The organism is Sphingobium sp. Z007 (genome assembly GCF_900013425.1).
In the GTDB taxonomy this organism is placed as follows: Bacteria; Pseudomonadota; Alphaproteobacteria; order Sphingomonadales; family Sphingomonadaceae; genus Sphingobium.
Window position 1 is genome coordinate 207,913 of the sequence record NZ_FBXK01000005.1, and the last position, 18,991, is coordinate 226,903.

Sequence of the window (18,991 nt, forward strand, 5' to 3'; positions counted from 1 at the left end):
AAGGAGGCTGAATCATGTATATGAACAAGATCGCGGCCGGCGCCCATACCTATGCCAAGCCCGGCGACAACAGTCCCGAACGGCTGGCCCGCCAATATATGCCGCTGGTGCGCAAGATCGCCTGGCACGTCCATGGCCGCGTATCGACCGCCATCGAAATCGAAGACCTGCTCCAGATCGGCATGGTCGCGCTGGTCGAATCCGCCAACAGTTTCGAGGATCGCGGGCTGGGCTTTGCCGCCTATGCCCAGTTGCGTGTGCGCGGCGCGATGATCGATCATCTGCGGCGGCAGGCAACGATTTGCCGGTCGGCCATGGCCAAGCGCAAAGACCTCGCCAAGGTGCGCAACCGGCTGGAACAGACGCTCGGCCGCTTGCCCACCGAAGCGGAAATGTCCGCCGACATGGGGCTGGAACCGGCCGCCTATCGCGAGATCGCCGACAGCGTCGAGATGGTGCAGCACACCAGCATGGATGAAGTCTATTCCGACCAGTCCATGTGGTTTGCCGATGTCGAGGACCGGGCCGATGATATCATGGAGCGGGAATCGCTAAAAAAGGCGGTCGCTGCTTGCATCGGCGAATTGCCCCAGCGAGAGGCGCTGGTGCTGCAACTTTATTTCGTCGAGGAACTCAACCTGGAAGAAATCGGCCGCACGCTCGACATAGGCGCGGCGCGCGTCTGCCAGATCAAGAAAGCCGCGCTCGACAAGCTGCGCGAAAAACTGCGCGACTGGAACGAATGACAGACCGCACTTCCTGTTCCCCAGGGAACATCATGTCACTCATCATTCGCCGCCACCGGCCCGACCCGACGCCCATCGGTGCTGGGCCAGCGAAACCGCAACGGCCGATAGCTTTGCGTCCGCCACCAGGGATCGGCGACCTGGAGCAGGCCATGTTCCTCCGCCCTGCGCCCCAGATCCTTGCGCGCGGTCAGCGCCGCCAGCACCGGCGCGGCGAATAGGCCTGCGACCACCGGCGACATCCATCCCAAACTGCCGGCCTTGACCGCCATGGTGGTCAGCCCCGCACCCAACAATATATGCCATTTGAACAGCCAGATCGCGCTGGTCATCGCCATGCCGTCGCGATCGCGGGTCTGCCCGTTCCAGCTCGCCTTGCGGCCCATCAAGATGCTGAACAGGTTGATCGTCTGGGTCAGCATCGCCACCGGCGCCATCAGGATCGACAGCACGATATCGACCAGCACGCCGCGCGTCATCCGCGCCCCGCCGCCAAAGCCGATCCGCCGGGCGGGATCGGCCACCGCCCACAGGATCGCCAGCAATTTGGGACCGAACAGCAGCACCGCCGTCAGCGCCAGCAATCCGCCTGACGGCAGGATCGCAGCGGGCGGCCAAACCCCGGTCAGCGCGCCGCCCAACACCACCAGCATCAACGCCAACCATAGCGGCGACGTGCAATAGGCCGACGCACCGACCAGCAACTGAAACCGGCTGACCGGATGCAGCCCCTTGATCTTCATCAGCAGCGGCACATGCTGGATATTGCCCTGACACCAGCGGCGATCGCGGGTGAAGAGGTCCGGCATCGACGGTGGAAATTCCTCGAAACTATCCTCCGCCGTGACCATATGCACGTCCCAGCCGCGGCGGCGCAGCAGGGCGGCTTCCAGCATATCGTGGCTCAATATATGCCCGCCAAAGGGCGCACGACCCGGCAGTTCGGGCAGGCCGCAACTTTCGGCAAAAGCGCTGACCCGCACAATCGCATTATGGCCCCAGAACATGCCTTCCGATCCCGCCCACCAGATCATGCCGGCGGCCGATGTCGGCCCGAACAACCGGCTGGCGAATTGCTGCCAGCGCGCAAACAAAGTGGCGGCGCCCATTACGGTAGGGACGGTCTGGATCAGCCCGACATGCGGATGCCGCTCCATATCGGCGGCCAGGCGCGCCATCGTCTGCCCGCTGACCACGCTGTCGGCGTCCAGCACCACCATATAATCGTATCCGCCGCCAAAGCGCTGCACCCATTCGGCGATATTGCCCGGCTTGCGCCCGATATTTAGCGCGCGCCGGCGATAATGGACGGGACGGGAAAAGGACGCGCGCATTTCCTGATAGGCGCGGCGCTCGACTTCGCCATTTTCGGGATTGGAATCGGACAGGATGAAAAATTCGAACCGCTCGCCGCCCATCACCTGGGCCAACGACCGCTCCATGATCGACAGGCGACCCAGCACGCCCAGGAAATCCTCGTTGCACACCGGCAGCAGGATCGCGGTCTTGCCCTTGAGCGGGGTCGCGGCATTGAGTGGGCGAGGGGTGACGCTGCGCCCCTTGCCGACCGTCAACAGCAGGAAACCGATCATCGCGGTCGCGAAACCAAAGGCGATCCAGGCGAAGAGCGGAATGAAGAGCGCAAGATAGACGCCCTCCCACGCGGAAATGCCGTCCAGCCCGATCGACCGCCGCATTTCGTGCGCGGCCATGGCGGCGGGGAGCAGGGCAAGCAGCACCACCAGCAAACGGCGCGCCCAGATATCGATGTTGAGCGGGCGACGCGCGATCAGGTCCGGTCGGGCGCCGAAATCCTGTTCGGGCATCGCCAGCGCGCTTTCCGGCGGCACCTGTTCAAAGGCGCGCGCCAGCGGCTTGCCCCCGGCATCGGTGGTCGGCGCCTGCACGCCTCCATTCCCCGTCATTGATCAGACCCATCGCGATTGACCCAATATGTCACAACCGCCCGATGCATAGACGGTTCCCCTCATGCGCCTAACGGATAATGCACATATTCACTCAATCCGCGATCGCCGGTCCGTAACTGGAGCCGGATATCGGCCGACTTGCCCTGCGCGCGCTGTATGTCGAGCACGGTGCGGAACAGACCGTCACGGCCCAGCACCGGATAACCGGCTTTCTTGATGAGCGTGCCGCCGGCCACATCCGCCCAGATATCGGGCTTGCCACCCGCAGCGACACCGGCAAAATCGATCACCAGCCGATCGGCCCCGCCATCGCCGCGGCCGCGCCAGACATTTTCGACGATGGCGATACCGTCCGAAGTCGGCGCGCGCGCCGCCGACCAGTCGAGCCGATAGGCGAGGTCAATCCGCGCCCCCGCCCGCGGTGCGGCGTCCGGCGTCCAATAGGCGGCGATATTGTCGGTATATTCGCTGTTGGTCGGGAAGGCGTAAAGGCGCACCGCACCCGCGCCCAATGGCTTGGTCGGCGTCGCCCAGAGCGAGGGGCGGCGATCGTAGAAAACCCCGTCATCCTGATAATGGTCGAAATCGCGGTCGCGCTGAAGCAGGCCGAAGCCCTTGGGGCTGACTTCCTTGAACGCGCTGAAATGGGGCGCGGACGGATTCACGATCGGCCGGGCCTGGGCGGTGCCGTCGGCGCTGGCGATCGACAGCATGTCGCTGTCGTGGATTTCCGGCCGCCAATCGGTCCCCTGAACACGGTTCGCCTGATCGTACCAGAACATGCTGGTCATCGGCATCAGCCCCAGTTCGGGGATGGCGCGACGCGGGAAGAGGGCAGCGCTGACATCCTGCCGCACCCCCTGCGGCCCCAGGCTGCTGACGAAGCGGAACGCGCCGCTGATCGATGCGCCGTCCAGCAGCGCATAGATGGTGACGCTGCTATTGCCCGTCCGCTCCAGCCAGAAATGGGTGAAGCGGGGAAATTCCTCCTTGCCCGCAAGGCTGGTGTTGATCGCGATCGCGCGCGCCGACAGGCCGAACTGCTTTTGCGGGCTGGGCGCGCGGAAATAGCTTGCGCCCAAAAAGGACAGCCAGTCGCCGTCGCGCGCCGCATTCATGATGCGAAAACCGGCAAAGCCCGCATCCGGCCCCAGCGCCGCCACCGCATTGCCCGCGGGCGTGTCGAACATGGCGGGGTCATAGCGCAGCGGGGTCACGCGGCCCTTCTCCACTGTCGCGATTCCCACCGGCTGCGCGGCGTTCACCGACAGCGGAAAGAAACGGATGCCGGTGTCGCCGGGCAGGTCGCCCCATAACGTGCGTTCGTCGCGAAACCGCGCCTGATGCAGGGCGTCATAATCTACCTTGGCCGCGCCGGGATGCGGCGCGGTCTCCTTGAACGGCGCGCGCGCCAGGCGCTGCGCCTGCCCGATTAGCTTTTCCCATGAAAAGGCGTCGCCCCCCGTCTGGGCGAGCAGCATGTCGGGCAGGAGCAGGGCGGAGGCGGAGGCGGCGATCATCGCGCGCCGGTTGATCTTATGCATGACCTTTATCATGGGGCGGACAACCGGCGAAGCCAAGTCTGTATCCGCGGCCACGCGAAGAAGCCTCCGCCCGGGGGGACGGAGGCTTCAATGGCTTTGGTCGTTCGATCGAAGGTGTCACCCCCGGCACGGTGGGGACTGTTGATGTGCCGGGGATCACTTGGGCGGCTGGCGGTGACCAAAACCTCAGCCGGCCAATCTTGTCGCGGTTTAGCCGATCAGCTTGAGCACGCCCTGCTGGCTCTGGTTGGCCTGCGCCAGCATCGCGGTCGACGCCTGGCTCAGGATCTGCTGCTTGGCGAGCGCCGTCGTTTCGGCCGAGAAGTCGGCGTCTTCGATGCGGCTGCGGGCGTCGGTCAGGTTGGTGATGTTGTTGGTCAGGTTGTTGACCGTCGATTCGAGGCGGTTCTGCACCGCACCCAGGTCGGCACGAGCCGTAGCGACCGCGGCGAGCGCCGTGTTGAAGGTCGTCAGGTCGGCATCCACCGGGGCGGTCGCATCGACAGCCAGAGCGCCAGCCATGTCACCCAGAACGTCGGTCAGTTCGATGTCCACCTTGTCGGCGGCATTGGCGCCGGCCTGGATCGAAATCGTCTGCGCGCTGTCGAACAGCTTGGTGCCGTTGAATTCGGTGTTTGTCAGCGTGTCGGTGATCTGCGTCTGCAACTGGGCGACTTCCGCCTGGATGTTCGCCTTGGCGTCGGTGTCGTTGGTGCCGTTCAGCGCCTGGACGGTCAGTTCACGCATACGCTGCAGCATGTTGCTGACTTCGCCAAGCGCGCCTTCCGCCGTCTGCGCCAGGCTCATGCCGTCATTGGCGTTGCGGACGCCCTGGGTCATGCCCTTGATCTGCGCGGTCATGCTGGATGCGATGGCGAGGCCAGCGGCGTCGTCCTTCGCGCTGTTGATGCGCTTGCCGGTGGACAGGCGTTCCATCGCGGTGCTCAGCGACTTGGTAGCGGCCGAAGAAGCATTGGCCGAGCGCATGGCGCCAGTGTTGGTTCCGATAACAGTCATGGTGTTCCCTTTCGTTTCACTATCAGGTCGCTGCCATCCGTTAGAGCGCTTGCGGCCTCGAAAGGGGATAACGGCGGGGCGCCGCGGGCTTTTAGCGCCGCTGTCGATTTTTTTGAAAAACGCATGATTCGGGCAGCCCGAAATCCCCCTTACGCGGGCGCGACGCGCGCGCCTTAGACCAAGGTCGAAGACATTGCCGCTTTTGCCGGAAAAAAACTGCCGCATGGCGGCAAACGGGCGAGCGGCATTAACTATCTGATAACCACAGATCGGCTATTTGTTAACTATCGAAGGGGGTTGGACGTGCGGGGGCACAAGCCAGCCGAAATATGGGGTTTTGTTCATGTCGACACTAGACGTGAGCCGTGGCGTCTGCGCGCTTCTTCCGGGGCTGCAGCACTGGCTTGAAAATGCCTTTTACGAGGTGCGCATCGTCGATGCGGCCAGCCCCCGTGACAGGGACAGCCAACGCATTCTACTGGCGACCGAGATCGGCCACGCCACCTATCGCGATATCCTGATCAATGTCGTTGACGGTGCGCCCTCGCTGGTGCCCGCCGCCAATGGCCTGCCGGCGCGGGTCGCCTTTGGCATAGCCGACATGGGCTTCGCCTTCGCCCTCATCGCCGAACTCGCCCGTCCCGCCGCGATCCCCGCGGTCGGCGACAGCGGCAGCGCACGGCTGATGACGCTGGCCGGCCGTGTCGCCCGCAGCGACGCCACGGTCCTGATCCAGGGCGACACCGGCACCGGCAAGGAAGGCATGGCGCGCTTCCTGCACGCCCAATCGGGCCGCACCGGCCATGACTTCATCGCCGTCAATTGCGCCGCGCTCCCCGAAACCATGATGGAAGCAATGCTGTTCGGGCATAAGAAAGGCAGCTTCACCGGCGCGTCCAATGCGTCGGAAGGGCTGTTCCTGGCCGCCGACGGCGGCACGCTGTTCCTCGACGAAATCGCCGAACTGCCGCTTTCGCTCCAGTCCAAGCTGCTGCGCGCGCTGCAGGAAGGCGAAGTCCTGCCTGTCGGCGCGACCCATTCGGTGCCGGTCGATGTCCGCATCATCGCGGCCTGCAACCGCGATCTGGCGGGTGAAGTCGCCGCCGGCCGCTTTCGCGAAGATCTCTACTGGCGTTTGAACGTCATGCCGCTGGAACTGCGCCCGCTCGCCGAACGCCCCGGCGATGTCGCCGCGATCGCCGCCGCCATGCTGCTGCGCCACCAGGACATGGCGAAGGCGCCGTTCATATGGCCGACCGCCGCGGCGATGGACAAGCTGACCGCCCATATCTGGCGCGGCAACGCCCGCGAACTGGGCAATGTCCTGCAACGCGCCCTGGTGCTGCGCGACGGCGCAATGATCGAGGCGGACGACCTGCACCTCACCGGCGCACCACAGCCGCTGCGCATTGTGCCGCCGATCGTCGTCCCGGCATCGATCGCGCCTGCCTCTATCCATGTCGAACCGACCCGCCTGCGCGACGTCGCCCATCACAGCAAGCTAGAGGCCATCCGCATCGCCCTGCGCGAAACCGATGGTCACCGCGCCGCCGCCGCCCGCAAACTGGGCATTTCCGAACGCACGCTGCGCTATCGGCTCGCCGAAATGCGCGAGCTGGCAGCGGCTTGAAGGAGGGCTGACCCATGGCCATTACCGGCGTATCCCCCACAGACAGCGTCATGGCGATCCGCAACGCCATCCTGCAGAAGAACGCAGCGCTGCGCGACGTAGCCTCGACCGGCCCCGTTGGCGGCGCATCCGGCCCCGACGCCGCGCAGGGCACCAAGCCCGGCGGCTTTACCGAAGCGCTCAACAGCGCGCTGCAACAGGTCAACGGCCTGCAAGCCCAGGCGGGGGAGGCCGCGGCCTCGTTCGAGCGTGGCGAAACCACCGACATCGCCGCCGTCATGCTGGCTAAACAGCAGGCGTCGGTCAGCTTCGAAGCGACCCTTCAGGTCCGCAACAAACTCCTGTCCGCCTATAAGGACATTATGAGTATGCCGGTCTAAACCATGGAAAACGCACTCAGCACCAATGTCGGCGCATCGGCGCCCGCTCTCACCGCCACCCCATCCTTCGGGAACGGGGCCAAGGGCGTGGACGCGCTCAAGGCGCGCTTCACCGGCTTCATCAAACAGCCCGCAGTGGCCAAAAGCCTGCCGCTGCTCGGCCTGCTCGGCACCGTCGCGGTCGCGGGTGCGGCCTGGCTAGCGCTGCGCGAACCGCCCCAGCGCGACCTGTTCCGCGCCCTGCCTGACAGCGACAAGTCCGCCGTCGCACAGGTCTTGGACCAGAGCGGCATCAAATATGACTTCGACAACAGCGGCGGCATGACAGTCGGCGAAGACGATTATTTCAAGGCGAAGATGATGCTCGCCGCCCAAGGCCTGCCCAAGAGCGCGCCGGACGGCAACAGCATGATCGACAGCCTGCCCATGGGCGCATCGCGCGCGGTCGAGGGCGAAAAGCTGCGCACCGCCCGCGAAATGGACCTCGCCCGCACTATCGAGGCGATCGACAGCGTCGAAACCGCCAAGGTGCATCTGGCCGTCGAACCGCCCAGCGTCTTCCTGCGCGAACGGTCGAAGCCCTCCGCGTCGGTCATGCTGCGCCTCGCCAATGGCCGGACGCTCACCGATGCACAGGTCAACGCGATCGTCCATCTCGTCGCCTCCTCGATCCCGGAACTCAACCCGGACGATATCTCGCTTGTCGATCAGAACGGCCGCCTGCTCAGCAATAATGACGGCAACGCCGCCGACGATCGTCAGTTGGCGGTGCAGGGCAAGATCGAGGATCGCTATCGCCAGTCGGTGATCGCGCTGCTGACGCCCATCTTGGGCACCGGCAATTTCTCGACCGAGGTGCATGCCGAACTCAACTTCGCCGAACGGCAGGCCACCCGCGAGACCTACCCGCAGGACGAAGCGCGGCTGCGCAACGAAACCGGCACCTGGGCGTCCGATCCGCGCGGCCAGGGCACGGGCGAAGCATCCGGCATCCCCGGTGCGCTCAGCAACCAGGCCCCGGTCAATCCGACCGTGACCCAGACCAATCCCAATGGCCAGGCGGTGACGCAGGGCCAGACCGCGCAAGGCACGCAAACTGCGCCCGGCACGCCGCCCAACCCGCTGATGAAGACCGAAGAAACCTTCAACCGCAGCTTCGAACTGGGCCGCGAAGTGTCGGTGACCCGCGACGCCATCGGCACGGTCAAGCGTCTGTCGGTCGCCGTCGCGCTCGACACCGCACCCGACGGCAAGGCCCGCACCCCGCAGGAAATCGCCGCGCTGGAAGCATTGGTGAAGGGCGCAGTCGGTTTCGACCAGGCCCGCGGTGACGTGGTCGCGCTCTCCTCGCGCAGCTTCCTCAAGACGGCGGAAGTGACGCCGCCCTGGTATGAAGCCGACTGGATGTCGCCGCTGGTGCGCAACGTGTCGGCCCTGCTGGTCGCGCTGCTCGTCATCTTCGGCATCGGTCGCCCGCTTCTGAAGCGCCGCGCCGCAACGCAGGACGCTCTGCCTGCCCCGACCCCGGAGGAAGGCCAGCGCATCGGTCGCGAAATTTCCAGCGAAATCACCAAACAGGCGGTCGTCGCCGGGCCGGACGGGGCGGAGGCCAAGATCACGCTCGACATGATCTCCTCCACTTATGACTATGCCCAGCGCGCCGACCTCATCCGCAACTTCGTCAAGCAAGACCCTGATCGGGCCGCGCTCGTCGTCCGCGACCTCCTGAAGGAGGGGAAGAAGGAAAATGCCTGAGATCGTTCCCGGTCGTCCCGAGGCGCTGAAGGGCAGCGCCGCCGCCGCCGTCCTCCTCATGCTCTTCGACGAAGACGAAGCCGCCCAGATCCTCTCGCGCCTGGAGCCGGACGAAGTGCGCCAGCTCGGCTACGCCATGTATGACGTGGCGGATGTCGATCCCGAAGAGGTGAACGAAGCGCTCGACCATTTCGTCACCAAGGCGAAGAAGCGCACCACCATCGGCTATGGCGCGACCCGCCACATCCGCGGCGCGATGACCAAGGCGCTGGGCGAAGAACGTGCGGAAACCATCCTGGCCCGCATCACCCCGCCGACCCGGTCCACCCAGTTGGAAATGCTCAAATGGATGGACGCCAAGGAAATCGGCACGCTCATTGAAATGGAGCATCCGCAGATCATGGCGATCGTGCTGGCTCATCTTGAAGCGCCAGTCGCGGCCGACGTGCTGCAACTGCTGCCGGCCGAATATCAGGAAGAAATCGTCTATCGCATCGCCACGCTCGGCCCGGTGTCGAACGAGGCGCTGGATGATCTGGAGCAGCTACTTCTGCGCGGCCCGGTCAAGAAGCAGGGCGCAGCCTCGCAGCGCGGCGGTACGATCGAAGCGGCGGCGATCATGAACAATGTCCGCAAGGATAATGAACAGCGGATCATGAAGGCGGTCGCCAAGCGCGACAAGATGATCGCCCAGACGATCGAGGAGGAGATGTTCGTCTTCGACAACCTCATCGACATGGACGACAAGAATCTGGGCACGCTGATGCGGACCGTGGACAGCGCCGTGCTGGTCGTCGCCTTGAAGGGCGTGAACGACCTGCTCAAGGCCAAGATCTTCAGCTGCATGTCCGCCCGCGCCGCGCAGGCCATTGCCGACGAAATCGAGGAACGCGGGCCGATCCGCCTGGCCGAGGTCATGGATTCGCAGAAACTCATCATCGCCACCGCGCGCCGCATGGCCGACGCCGGCACAATCATGCTGGGCGGCAAGGGGAACGACTTTGTCTAATTTCTGGGGTGGCGTCGCCGTTCAGGATGCGACGCCCGTCGCGGTCGCAGGCTTCCGCCCGGCCGAAGGCGGCTTTCGCAGCCTTTATGCCAGCTTGCCCGGCCAGACCGGGACCGGCACGATGCGCAATGGCGTGATCGAGGCGGAACCGGAAATCGACCTGATGGAGGAGGCCCGGATGGAAGCCTTCACCATGGGCTTCGACGAAGGCTGCCGCGTCACCACCCAGACCCATGGGCAGGAAAGCGAAGCGCGCACGCGCCTCACCGAAGCGCTCGAAACCCTCGCGCCCGCGCCCAGCGGAATGCTCTCCACCATGCTTTCCGCCACGGTCGTCCGCCTGGTCGAACAGATTGTGGGTGAGGTCGAAATCGACATTGAACGGCTGGTCCAGCGCTGCGACACCGTCGCCGCCTTCATCGAGGATAATGAAGGCAAGAGCGCGCTGCATCTCCATCCCGAAGACATCAGCCTGCTGGAAGGCGAGACGATCGGCGTCAAGCTGGTGGCTGACAAAGCCATGCATCGCGGCTGCGTGCGGCTCGAAACCGCCGACGGGTGGGTCGAGGATGGCCCGGACGTGCGCCTCGCCCGCCTGCGCGCCCTGATGGACGATATGGAGGGTAAGGCGTGATCCGCGCCGCGCTGACCCAGGCCGAAAGCCTGTTCGATCATCTCCAGGTTCAGAACCGCGCGCCCCGCCGGATCGGCCGTCTGGTCAGCCATGACGCCGGGATGCTCGAAGTCACCGGTTTTCGCCGTCCGATCGGCTCTGGCGCGCGCGTCATGGCCAGCGACGGCTCCGTCTGCCGCGCCGAAGTCGTCGGCTTTCGCGGCGACCGCACCCTGCTGGTCCCGCTCGACGCCGACGCGCCGCTGGAAAACGGTATCCGCGTCGAACCCGACAGCCAGGCGAATATGGTGCAGGTGGGCGACGGCCTGATCGGCCGCGTCATCGATGCGATGGGCCAGCCGCTCGACCGCAAGGGGCCGATCATCGCGGGCGGCACCTGGCCCTTGAACGGCGTGAAGGGCAACGTCCTCGACCGGGGCCGCGTCACCGAAGCCTTTGACCTCGGCGTCCGCGCCGTCAACGCGCTGCTCACCGCCGGGCGCGGCCAACGTATCGCCATCATAGCTGGCTCCGGCGTCGGTAAATCCGTCCTGATGGGCCAGATGATCGCCGGGGCCGAAGCCGATATCGTCGTCGTCGGGCTGATCGGCGAACGCGGCCGCGAAGTCAGCGACTTCCTCGAAACCAAATTGAAGCACACGATGCACAAGAGCATCGTCGTTGCCGTGCCCGCCGATCATCCCCCGGTGCTGCGCCTGCGCGCCGCCGCCCGCGCCACCGCCATCGCCGAATATTATCGCGCCCGTGGCAAGAAGGTTCTGCTGCTGATCGACAGCCTGACCCGCTGCGCCCACGCCCAGCGCGAAATCGGCCTGGCACTGGGTGAACCGCCCGCGATGAAGGGCTATCCGCCCTCCGCCCTGGCGCTCATCCCCCGTCTGGTCGAACGGGCAGGGGTGGACGCCCGCACCGGCGGATCGATTACCGCGCTCTACACCGTGCTGGCCGATGGCGACGACACCGACGATCCGATCGTGGACGCCGCCCGCGCCATCGTGGACGGCCATTTCGTCCTCTCGCGGCACCTGTCCGAACAATCCATCTTCCCCGCCATCGACATCGGCAAGTCCTTGTCGCGCGTCATGGCCGACGTGGTGGATGACGAGCATCGCATGGCGGCCGCCAACTATCGCCGCCTCTGGGCCGCCTATGAGGAAAATCGCGACCTTATCCTGATGGGCGCCTATCGCCCCGGCAACGACCCCGTCATCGACGAAGCCGTCCGCCGCCGCCAGGAAATCCTCGACTTCATCCGTCAGGACCAGAAGAGCCGCATCGATCTCGACACCAGCGCCGAAGCGCTGATCGCGGGCTTTAGCGCATGAAGGGCCTGGTCGGCCGCCGCCAGCGCGTGCTGCGCGTCCGCCATGTCCAGCACGCCATGGCGGTCGCGGAAACCGCCCGCGCGCGCGACGAAGCCGACGGCCTGTCCCGCAATATCGACCGCCTGCGCAAGGTGCGCAGCGAATTGTTCGACACCGAAGGCATGGCCACTGGCGCGTCCTTTGCCGCGATGCAGGAACTGGCGACCCGCCTCGAACAGGCCGGGCGACAACTCGACGGCGCGCTTTATGATGCCAAGCGCAAGGTCGAGGCCAAAGAAGGCATGACTCTTGCAGCGAACCGCGAGAAGGAAATCGCCACCCGCCTCAAGGACCGCGCCCGCGCGGACCTGGAGGAATGGCGAGAGACCAAATTGGCCGCACTGCCCCGCTATCGCCGGATGCAGCGCAACGGGGACGCTTGACGATGACCATGCTGACCAGCCTCAAGGCGCTGTTGTTCGCCACGCCGGCATCTGCGGGCGTGAAGACGGATGCCATGTCGGACGCAGGCAGCACCGATTTCGCGATATTGTTGAACAGCGCCGGCACAGTGCCGACCGCCACCGCGCAGCCGATCGCGCCGACCGCCGACATGGCGGATGGTGCAGGGCTGGTCAAAGATAACGTAAAAAATCAAGATGTTGAGGCGGTTGCCTGGCATCCGGCCATCGCGCATGCGACACCTTCGCCAGCCTCTGTCGCGGTCCCGCCCCAAACGGTAAAACCGCAAACAACTGTCCAACTCCCTGTCGCATATCCTGATGCGGATAGGGCGTCCGCGCCTGCCAGCGCAGCACCGGCCGCAGCGGTCGAAGCGCCGGATGACATCGTGCCTGCCCATGATAAGGCGCCGCCGACCGACGCTCTCCCGCCGCAGCGGGGGGAGGGCGCCCCGACGGCTTCGGCGTCGCCGACACCGGTAACGGTGGCTCCGGGAGCGATTGCGTCTGCCGCCGTCGATCGGGTGCCCGCGCCAGTACTGGTCAAGGCGCATCCCGCCCGGCCGCGTGACGCTGTCCCGGCCGACCCCGTCGCCATATCGCTGTCGGCGGACATATCCGCTGCGCAGGATGCGCCTGAACCCTCGGCGTCCGAAGACGAGGCCATGCCCGTCGCGCAAGACGACAGTCAGCCACCGCCCCAGCCGATCGTGCTGGGGATGGCGCAGCCCGCGCCCCCGGCCGCATCCCCCGTGGTGCAACCCGACGCGCCCCCGGCCGCGGCGATTCAGGCCAATCCAATTCAGGCCGCAACGCCAAGCCCGTCCTCCATCTCGCGATCGGCCCCCGCCGCCGCCTCCATGGCGCAGCCAGTCTCGGAAGAACCGGTCGATAGCGTCGATCACCCCGCTCCGTCGCCGACGCCCGTCACGCCGCCGCGCGCGGCCGCCCCGTCGCCGACGCCCGTCACGCCGCCGCGCGCGGCCGTCGCGTCGCACGATGCCGCACCCAAGCCTGTCGATGCTACCCCGCTTCCCTCTGTCGCAGCGGTGCCGCAGGCGGGCGTTGCGCCGCCGCTCCCGGCCGAAGCTGCGATCGCTCGCGCCGACATGCCGGTGGAGCAGCCCGCCATCGGCAAGCCCGCCGCTGCGCCCGCACTGGACCTCACGCGTGCCGCCAGCCAGACTGCGCCGGTCCCCCCCATCCAGAACGCCGGTCCCGCGTCAACCGCCAGCCCGCTCGCGGCGGCCGCGCCGCCATCGTCCGTCGCTGCCCCGATCGCCGACACCCTGTCGGCCATGCCTGTTGCAACGGCCGCTTCCGCTATGGCGGAACCGCTCGAAACTGCGGACCAATCCGCCGCGATCGCACAGGCAAGCCTCCCCGTAGCACCCACCAAAGCGCGCGCGGAGGCCGTGTCGCTGCTCCAGCTGGTGCGCGATCATATGAGCCTGCGCGCGCCGCGCCGGACGGAAGCCGCCGCACCGGTTGGCGATGGGGACGCCGCGGCCGCGCCCGCCATCCTGCCGACGGCCCCCAATGACAGCGCCATGCCAACGGCCGCGTTGGTTCAGCCCACCGTCCAGCCGATCGCGACCGCCACAACCGCCATGCCCACCGTCGACCTGTCCGCCAGCCTTGGCGCGCAGATGGTCGATATGGGCGTGTCGGGCCAGTGGATCGATGGATTGGCGCGCGATATCGCTGGCCTTTCCGCCAATGGCGCGCAGGGCCGGTTCCAGATCAACGCCGATCAGCTAGGCCCTATCCAGGTCGATATCCGACAGGGCGACGATGGCGCCGCCATCCGCCTGACCGTGGCGACCGAGGCGGCCGAACAGGCCCTGCGGCAGGAGGGCGACCGGCTGAAGCTGGACGCTGGCCTGTCCGCCATGCGCATCAGCGAAATGAAGATCGAGCGGGCGCCCCATGTTGCGGAAACCACGCGTTCGGACAGCGGCGGTAACCAAAGTGCATCCCAACAGCAGTCTGGTGGCCACGGCCAGAACGCCCATCAGGCCACGGGCCAGACCCCAGGTCAGGGCATGGGCCAGTCATCGGCCCAGTCGCATATGCAGGGTCGCGGCCGGCCACGCGAAAATATCGCCTTCGGGCATAAAGCGGGCAGTGACGCGGCCGTTCTTAACCATACGGACGTCGGCGAAAGCGTCGGCGGTGCCGTTCGCGCGCGCTATGCGTGACCAGCGCTTTTCCTAGGGGACCAGAACGATGAGCGACGAGCCGAAGGCCAAGAAAAAAAAGGGTGGGAGCATGAAAATGATCCTGCTGCTGGTCGTGGGCGTCGTCGTGGGTGGCGCGGGCGCGGCCGGTGGGCTGTACGCGGCCGGTTTCTTCAGTCCTAAAGTGGAAGGGCCAAAGGAAGACCCGAACAAGCCGGTGCTGGTGCTGGTCGGCGAAGATGCGCAGGCGGTCGCAACCGCCCATGGCTGGGCCGGCGAAGCGGGCGGTGGCGGCGGCGGCGGCGAGGGCGGTGGTCATGCCAGCGGCGGCGAAAGCCATGCCGTGTCCGCGGGCCACGCGCCGGGCAAGGGCATCGACCTGCCCACGCCAGCCAATCCGACCGCCTATCAGGCCACCTATTTCCAGCTGCAGGCGCCCTTTACGTCGAACATGTCGGACACCGACGCCTTTGCCCAGATCTCGGTCGCGGTATCGACCTATTATGACTATCGCGTGATTGCGGCAGTCAAGCAGCATGAGATGCCGATCCGCAGCCAGATGCTGATGATGCTGGCGCAGCAGCCGCAGGAGGTGCTCGACACCCCGCAGGGCAAGCAGGCGCTCCAGGGTAAGATCAAGGCCATCATCAACGATGTGCTGAAGCAGAAGACCGGCTATGGCGGCGTCGACAACGTCTATTTCACCAACTTCGTCATTCAATAAGGGCGCTGTGTCGGCGCGCTTTCACTGGGACCGCCCACCGCCCTGTTAACTCCAATTTTACCATTTTCGTTATTAATGGCGCTGCGCCAAAAGATCAGGAGGTGCCCTGATCCGCCATGGGGCAGGGGACCAAGATGGACGACGTACAGACCTACGCCTTCGGGCGCGGGGATTCGCAGGCACCGATCATGCTGTCGGGGCTGGACCGGCTGAGCGAGAAGCTCGGCCGGCGCATGCGCGCCCTGATCGAACCGATTGCCGGCGTGCGCCCGCATATCGTGGCGCAGGATACCCGCGTGCTGGACTTCGCCGCCTGGACGGCCGAAGTCCCCGCCTTTTGCAGCCTGTCCATCTATCGCCTGCTGCCGCTCAAAGGGCAGATGCTGCTGCGCATGGACGCAGCGATGATTTCCACGATGGTCGATTGCTTCTATGGCGGCATCGGCAACCGGGCCTTGCCCGCACGCGGCGAATTTACGCCGACCGAAGACCGGCTGATCGCCCGCCTTTCCGATAGCATCGTCACCCGCCTGGTCGAAACCTGGGCCGACATATTGCCGCTGGAGCAAGGACTGATCCTGCGCGAGAGCGCGGTCGGCTATGCCGCGTCGGCGCAACCCGGCGACCAGATGGTGCTGCAACGCTTCATCATCTCCATCACCCGCGAACAGGAATGGCCGATCGACCTGGTCTTTCCGCTGTCGGCGCTGCGCGGTGTCGAAGCGCTGATGGGCAGCAACCTGCCGGCTGACGAAGAACAGCGCGATCCCGTCTGGCAGACGCGCATCGCCCGGCGGATGCGCGACATCCGTATGCCCGCGCGCACCGTATTGGCGCGCCCCAACCTGTCGCTGGCCGAGCTGATGCAGCTCAAGGTCGGCGACGTCATTCCCGTCACCATCGGCCGATCGCTGCCGTTGATCGTCGGCAACCGCATCGTCGCCCATGGCACGATCGGCGAACAGGACGGCCGCGCCGCCTTCCAGATTGAAAAACTCGCACAGGAACCCGATCAATGAGCGACATGAGCGAAGCCCCCCGCATGGACCGGGGCGAAGACCCGCTGTCCAAAATGACCAACAACCGCCAGTTCAAGCTGCTGGCCGATATCCCGGTCCGCATGTCGGTGGAGGTTGGCTCCACCTCGCTGCGCCTGGCCGAAGTCATGGACCTGGCCGAAGGCAGCATCGTCGAACTGGACCGTCAGGCGGACGATCTGCTCGATATCATGGTCAACGGCGCGCTGATCGCCAAGGGGGAAGTGGTGACGGTCAACGGCCGCTATGGCATCCGCATCGTCGATATCGCCGCCACCGAAAACCGCCTCGCCGGCATAGAACGGCGCGGCTGATCGGCCGCCGCTGATTTTACGCTTGCCTTCGGCCGCGAAACTGCGGAACGCAGGCGTGGTTAACCATAGCTGCAGGCAGGCCATTTCATGTTCTGGTATTTCGTTAAACTGCTGATCCTGCTGCCGCTGGTGGGCGGCATGGCCTTTGGCGCGCTGTGGCTGTGGCGCAAATATCAACCCGGCATGATGGCGGGGCAGGGCGACCGCTCCTTGAAGCTGCTGGAAGCGCTGCCCATGGGCGCCTTCGGCAAGCTCGCCGTAGTCGAGTTTGAGGGCAAGAAGATCCTCCTGTCCGTCACCCGCAGCCGGATCGAGAAGATCGCGGAAGGCGATCATGTCCGCCTTCGCTAAGGCCCGACCTTCGCGGCGGCGGTTGCCCGTTCTTGCGGCGATGGCGATGATCCTTTTCGCGGTACTCCTCTTCACCGTGCCCGCCTTCGCCCAGGCCGCGCCCGCCGCCACGCCGCCGGTCGACAATAGCGGCGCATTGAGCCGCGCCATGGGCCAGATTTCGGGCGACGGTCGCTCGCTCTCGCTCAGCCTCCAGATTCTCGTCCTGATGAGCCTGCTGACGGTGCTGCCGTCGCTCGTGCTCATGATGACCAGCTTCACCCGCATCATCATCGTCCTGTCGCTGCTGCGTCAGGCGCTGGGCCTGCAACAGACGCCGCCCAACCAGGTGCTGGTCGGCCTCACCCTCTTCCTCTCGCTGTTCGTGATGCGCCCCGCTATCGATGCGATCAACGCCCAGGCCTTCGATCCCTATGGCAAGGGGCAGATCAGCATTGAGGAAGCGGTCGGCCGGTCGGGCAAGGTGCTGCACGGCTTCATGGCCAAGCAGACCCGCGAAAGCGACCTCAAACTTTTCCAGAACTTGGCCAAGGCGCCCGCCTTCCGCACGCCCGACGACATTCCCTTCACGATCCTGCTGCCCGCCTTCGTCACCAGCGAATTGAAGACCGCGTTCCAGATCGGCTTCATGATCTTCCTGCCCTTCCTCATCATCGACCTGGTGGTCGCCTCCACGCTGATGGCGCTCGGCATGATGATGCTGTCGCCCACGATCATATCGATGCCGTTCAAATTGCTGCTGTTCGTGCTGGTCGATGGCTGGGCGCTGACCATGGGGTCGCTCGCGGGATCTTTCGCGACATGACCGGCGTCATGCGCCAACATCCGTTCGTTTCGAGCGTGTCGAGAAACGGTTGCGCTGCCGCTTCTCGACCGCGCTCGAAGCGAACGGGGCGGGGTATCTAGTCGGCATGGAAAATGCCGATTTCTTCATGGGGTTGGCCCAGCAGGCGCTGTGGATCACGGCGCTGGCGGCTGCGCCCGTGCTGATTCCGGCGCTGATCGCGGGCCTCATCATCGGCATGGTGCAGGCGGCGACCTCGATCAACGAACAGACATTGAGCTTCATCCCCAAGATCATCGTCGTCGGCGGCATGTTGGCGCTGTTCGGCGGGTCGATCATGGTGCTGATCGCCGACTTCACCCGCGAAATCTTCGAACGCATCCCGGACCTGCTGCAATGAGCGTCGGGCCATGATCGCGCCGGGCTTCGCCGGGGTCGAAAACCAGCTCTGGGTCTGGCTGATCGCCATGATCCGGCCGGGCGCGGCCTTCATCGCCGCGCCAGTCTTCGGCGCGCCCGCCGTCCCGCTGCAACTGCGCCTGATCCTCAGCCTGGCGCTGGGCCTTGCCGCGCTCAACAGCGTCACCATCACCCTGCCACAGGACGGCGTCGCCAGTTTCGAAGGCGTGATGATGGTCGCGGGTGAAGTCATGGCGGGCCTGGCGCTCGGTTTCGCCGTCCAGATCGGCTACGCCGCCGCCTTCGTCGCGGGGGAGACGATCGGCAACGCCATGGGCCTGAACTTCGCCGCAATGGTCGATCCCTCGTCGGGCCAATCGACCCAGGTGCTGGGCACTTTTCTCTCCATCCTCGCCACCTTCCTGCTGCTCAGCATGGACGGTCATCTTCTGCTCGCCAGCTTCGTCGTCCAAAGCTACCAGGCGATCCCGCCGGGCGCGGGCATATTGTCCAACGATACGGTCTGGCGTCTCATCTCCTTCGGCGGCGCGTTGCTCGGCGCGGGCGTCACCGTCGCGCTGCCGGTCGCCTTCGCGCTGGTGCTGGTGCAGGTGGTGATGGGCATGCTGGCCCGCGCCGCGCCCTCGCTCAACCTGTTCGCGGTCGGCATGCCGGTGGCGATGATGGCGGGTATCATCCTGCTGGCCATCGCCGTGCCGATCATGGCCGAAGGCATGACCGCATCGCTCAAGGCCGGCCTGGAAGAAGCCCGGTCGATCGCGGAAGGACGCTGA

At 65.7% G+C, this 18,991-nt stretch carries 19 protein-coding genes; 16 read left to right on the plus strand and 3 right to left on the minus strand.

Annotation, left to right across the window (positions count from 1 at the left end):
* The first annotated feature begins 14 nt into the window (after positions 1 to 14).
* Complete coding sequence (locus CEQ44_RS08920; protein WP_088184426.1) at positions 15 to 746, plus strand: sigma-70 family RNA polymerase sigma factor; 732 nt, start codon at positions 15 to 17, stop codon at positions 744 to 746.
* A gap of 35 nt (positions 747 to 781) precedes the next feature.
* On the opposite strand, the gene mdoH is transcribed toward CEQ44_RS08920, so the two are convergent.
* The 3 genes from mdoH to CEQ44_RS08935 all read right to left on the minus strand — a co-directional run bounded on the left by mdoH (position 782) and on the right by CEQ44_RS08935 (position 5,235).
* Positions 782 to 2,671 carry a glucans biosynthesis glucosyltransferase MdoH gene (mdoH, locus tag CEQ44_RS08925; RefSeq protein ID WP_088184427.1) on the minus strand — a complete coding sequence of 630 codons (1,890 nt, stop codon included), beginning with the start codon at positions 2,669 to 2,671 and terminating at the stop codon, positions 782 to 784.
* A 62-nt stretch (positions 2,672 to 2,733) separates the two neighbouring features.
* Positions 2,734 to 4,218 carry a glucan biosynthesis protein gene (locus CEQ44_RS08930; protein ID WP_088184509.1) on the minus strand — a complete coding sequence of 495 codons (1,485 nt, stop codon included), beginning with the start codon at positions 4,216 to 4,218 and terminating at the stop codon, positions 2,734 to 2,736.
* 210 nt (positions 4,219 to 4,428) lie between these two features.
* Positions 4,429 to 5,235: a flagellin gene (locus CEQ44_RS08935; protein WP_088184428.1), complete on the minus strand. Its 807-nt coding sequence runs from the start codon at positions 5,233 to 5,235 to the stop codon at positions 4,429 to 4,431.
* A 343-nt stretch (positions 5,236 to 5,578) separates the two neighbouring features.
* On the opposite strand from CEQ44_RS08935, the gene CEQ44_RS08940 reads away from it, so the two are divergent.
* The 15 genes from CEQ44_RS08940 to fliR all read left to right on the plus strand — a co-directional run bounded on the left by CEQ44_RS08940 (position 5,579) and on the right by fliR (position 18,991).
* Entirely contained in the window at positions 5,579 to 6,865 is a 1,287-nt protein-coding gene (locus tag CEQ44_RS08940; RefSeq protein WP_088184429.1) for a sigma 54-interacting transcriptional regulator, read from the plus strand.
* 20 nt (positions 6,866 to 6,885) lie between these two features.
* On the plus strand, positions 6,886 to 7,245 hold the full coding sequence (gene fliE / locus CEQ44_RS08945; RefSeq protein ID WP_088184510.1) for a flagellar hook-basal body complex protein FliE: 360 nt from the start codon (positions 6,886 to 6,888) through the stop codon (positions 7,243 to 7,245).
* A gap of 3 nt (positions 7,246 to 7,248) precedes the next feature.
* On the plus strand, positions 7,249 to 9,000 hold the full coding sequence (gene fliF / locus CEQ44_RS08950; protein WP_088184430.1) for a flagellar basal-body MS-ring/collar protein FliF: 1,752 nt from the start codon (positions 7,249 to 7,251) through the stop codon (positions 8,998 to 9,000).
* On the plus strand, positions 8,993 to 10,009 hold the full coding sequence (gene fliG, locus CEQ44_RS08955) for a flagellar motor switch protein FliG (protein ID WP_088184431.1): 1,017 nt from the start codon (positions 8,993 to 8,995) through the stop codon (positions 10,007 to 10,009). Before fliF ends, fliG begins: the two co-directional genes overlap by 8 nt.
* Positions 10,002 to 10,643, plus strand: coding sequence for a FliH/SctL family protein (locus CEQ44_RS08960; protein WP_088184432.1), 642 nt, complete (start codon positions 10,002 to 10,004; stop codon positions 10,641 to 10,643). The genes fliG and CEQ44_RS08960 overlap by 8 nt, the downstream gene beginning before the upstream one ends.
* Positions 10,640 to 11,968 carry a FliI/YscN family ATPase gene (locus CEQ44_RS08965; RefSeq protein WP_088184433.1) on the plus strand — a complete coding sequence of 443 codons (1,329 nt, stop codon included), beginning with the start codon at positions 10,640 to 10,642 and terminating at the stop codon, positions 11,966 to 11,968. The genes CEQ44_RS08960 and CEQ44_RS08965 overlap by 4 nt, the downstream gene beginning before the upstream one ends.
* A complete protein-coding gene (locus tag CEQ44_RS08970) occupies positions 11,965 to 12,390 on the plus strand; it encodes a hypothetical protein (protein WP_088184434.1) in 426 nt (141 codons plus the stop codon). Before CEQ44_RS08965 ends, CEQ44_RS08970 begins: the two co-directional genes overlap by 4 nt.
* Before the next feature lie 2 nt (positions 12,391 to 12,392).
* Positions 12,393 to 14,609 carry a flagellar hook-length control protein FliK gene (locus CEQ44_RS08975; protein ID WP_088184435.1) on the plus strand — a complete coding sequence of 739 codons (2,217 nt, stop codon included), beginning with the start codon at positions 12,393 to 12,395 and terminating at the stop codon, positions 14,607 to 14,609.
* A 28-nt stretch (positions 14,610 to 14,637) separates the two neighbouring features.
* On the plus strand, positions 14,638 to 15,312 hold the full coding sequence (gene fliL, locus CEQ44_RS08980; RefSeq protein ID WP_088184436.1) for a flagellar basal body-associated protein FliL: 675 nt from the start codon (positions 14,638 to 14,640) through the stop codon (positions 15,310 to 15,312).
* 134 nt (positions 15,313 to 15,446) lie between these two features.
* Positions 15,447 to 16,331, plus strand: coding sequence for a flagellar motor switch protein FliM (locus tag CEQ44_RS08985; protein WP_088184511.1), 885 nt, complete (start codon positions 15,447 to 15,449; stop codon positions 16,329 to 16,331).
* Positions 16,328 to 16,663, plus strand: coding sequence for a flagellar motor switch protein FliN (fliN, locus tag CEQ44_RS08990; protein WP_066600042.1), 336 nt, complete (start codon positions 16,328 to 16,330; stop codon positions 16,661 to 16,663). Before CEQ44_RS08985 ends, fliN begins: the two co-directional genes overlap by 4 nt.
* Before the next feature lie 87 nt (positions 16,664 to 16,750).
* A complete protein-coding gene (locus CEQ44_RS08995; RefSeq protein ID WP_066600044.1) occupies positions 16,751 to 17,014 on the plus strand; it encodes a flagellar biosynthetic protein FliO in 264 nt (87 codons plus the stop codon).
* Between the two features lie 40 nt (positions 17,015 to 17,054).
* A complete protein-coding gene (fliP, locus tag CEQ44_RS09000; protein WP_088184437.1) occupies positions 17,055 to 17,819 on the plus strand; it encodes a flagellar type III secretion system pore protein FliP in 765 nt (254 codons plus the stop codon).
* Positions 17,820 to 17,925: 106 nt separating this feature from the next.
* Entirely contained in the window at positions 17,926 to 18,198 is a 273-nt protein-coding gene (fliQ, locus tag CEQ44_RS09005; protein ID WP_066600048.1) for a flagellar biosynthesis protein FliQ, read from the plus strand.
* 10 nt (positions 18,199 to 18,208) lie between these two features.
* Positions 18,209 to 18,991: a flagellar biosynthetic protein FliR gene (gene fliR / locus CEQ44_RS09010; protein WP_088184438.1), complete on the plus strand. Its 783-nt coding sequence runs from the start codon at positions 18,209 to 18,211 to the stop codon at positions 18,989 to 18,991.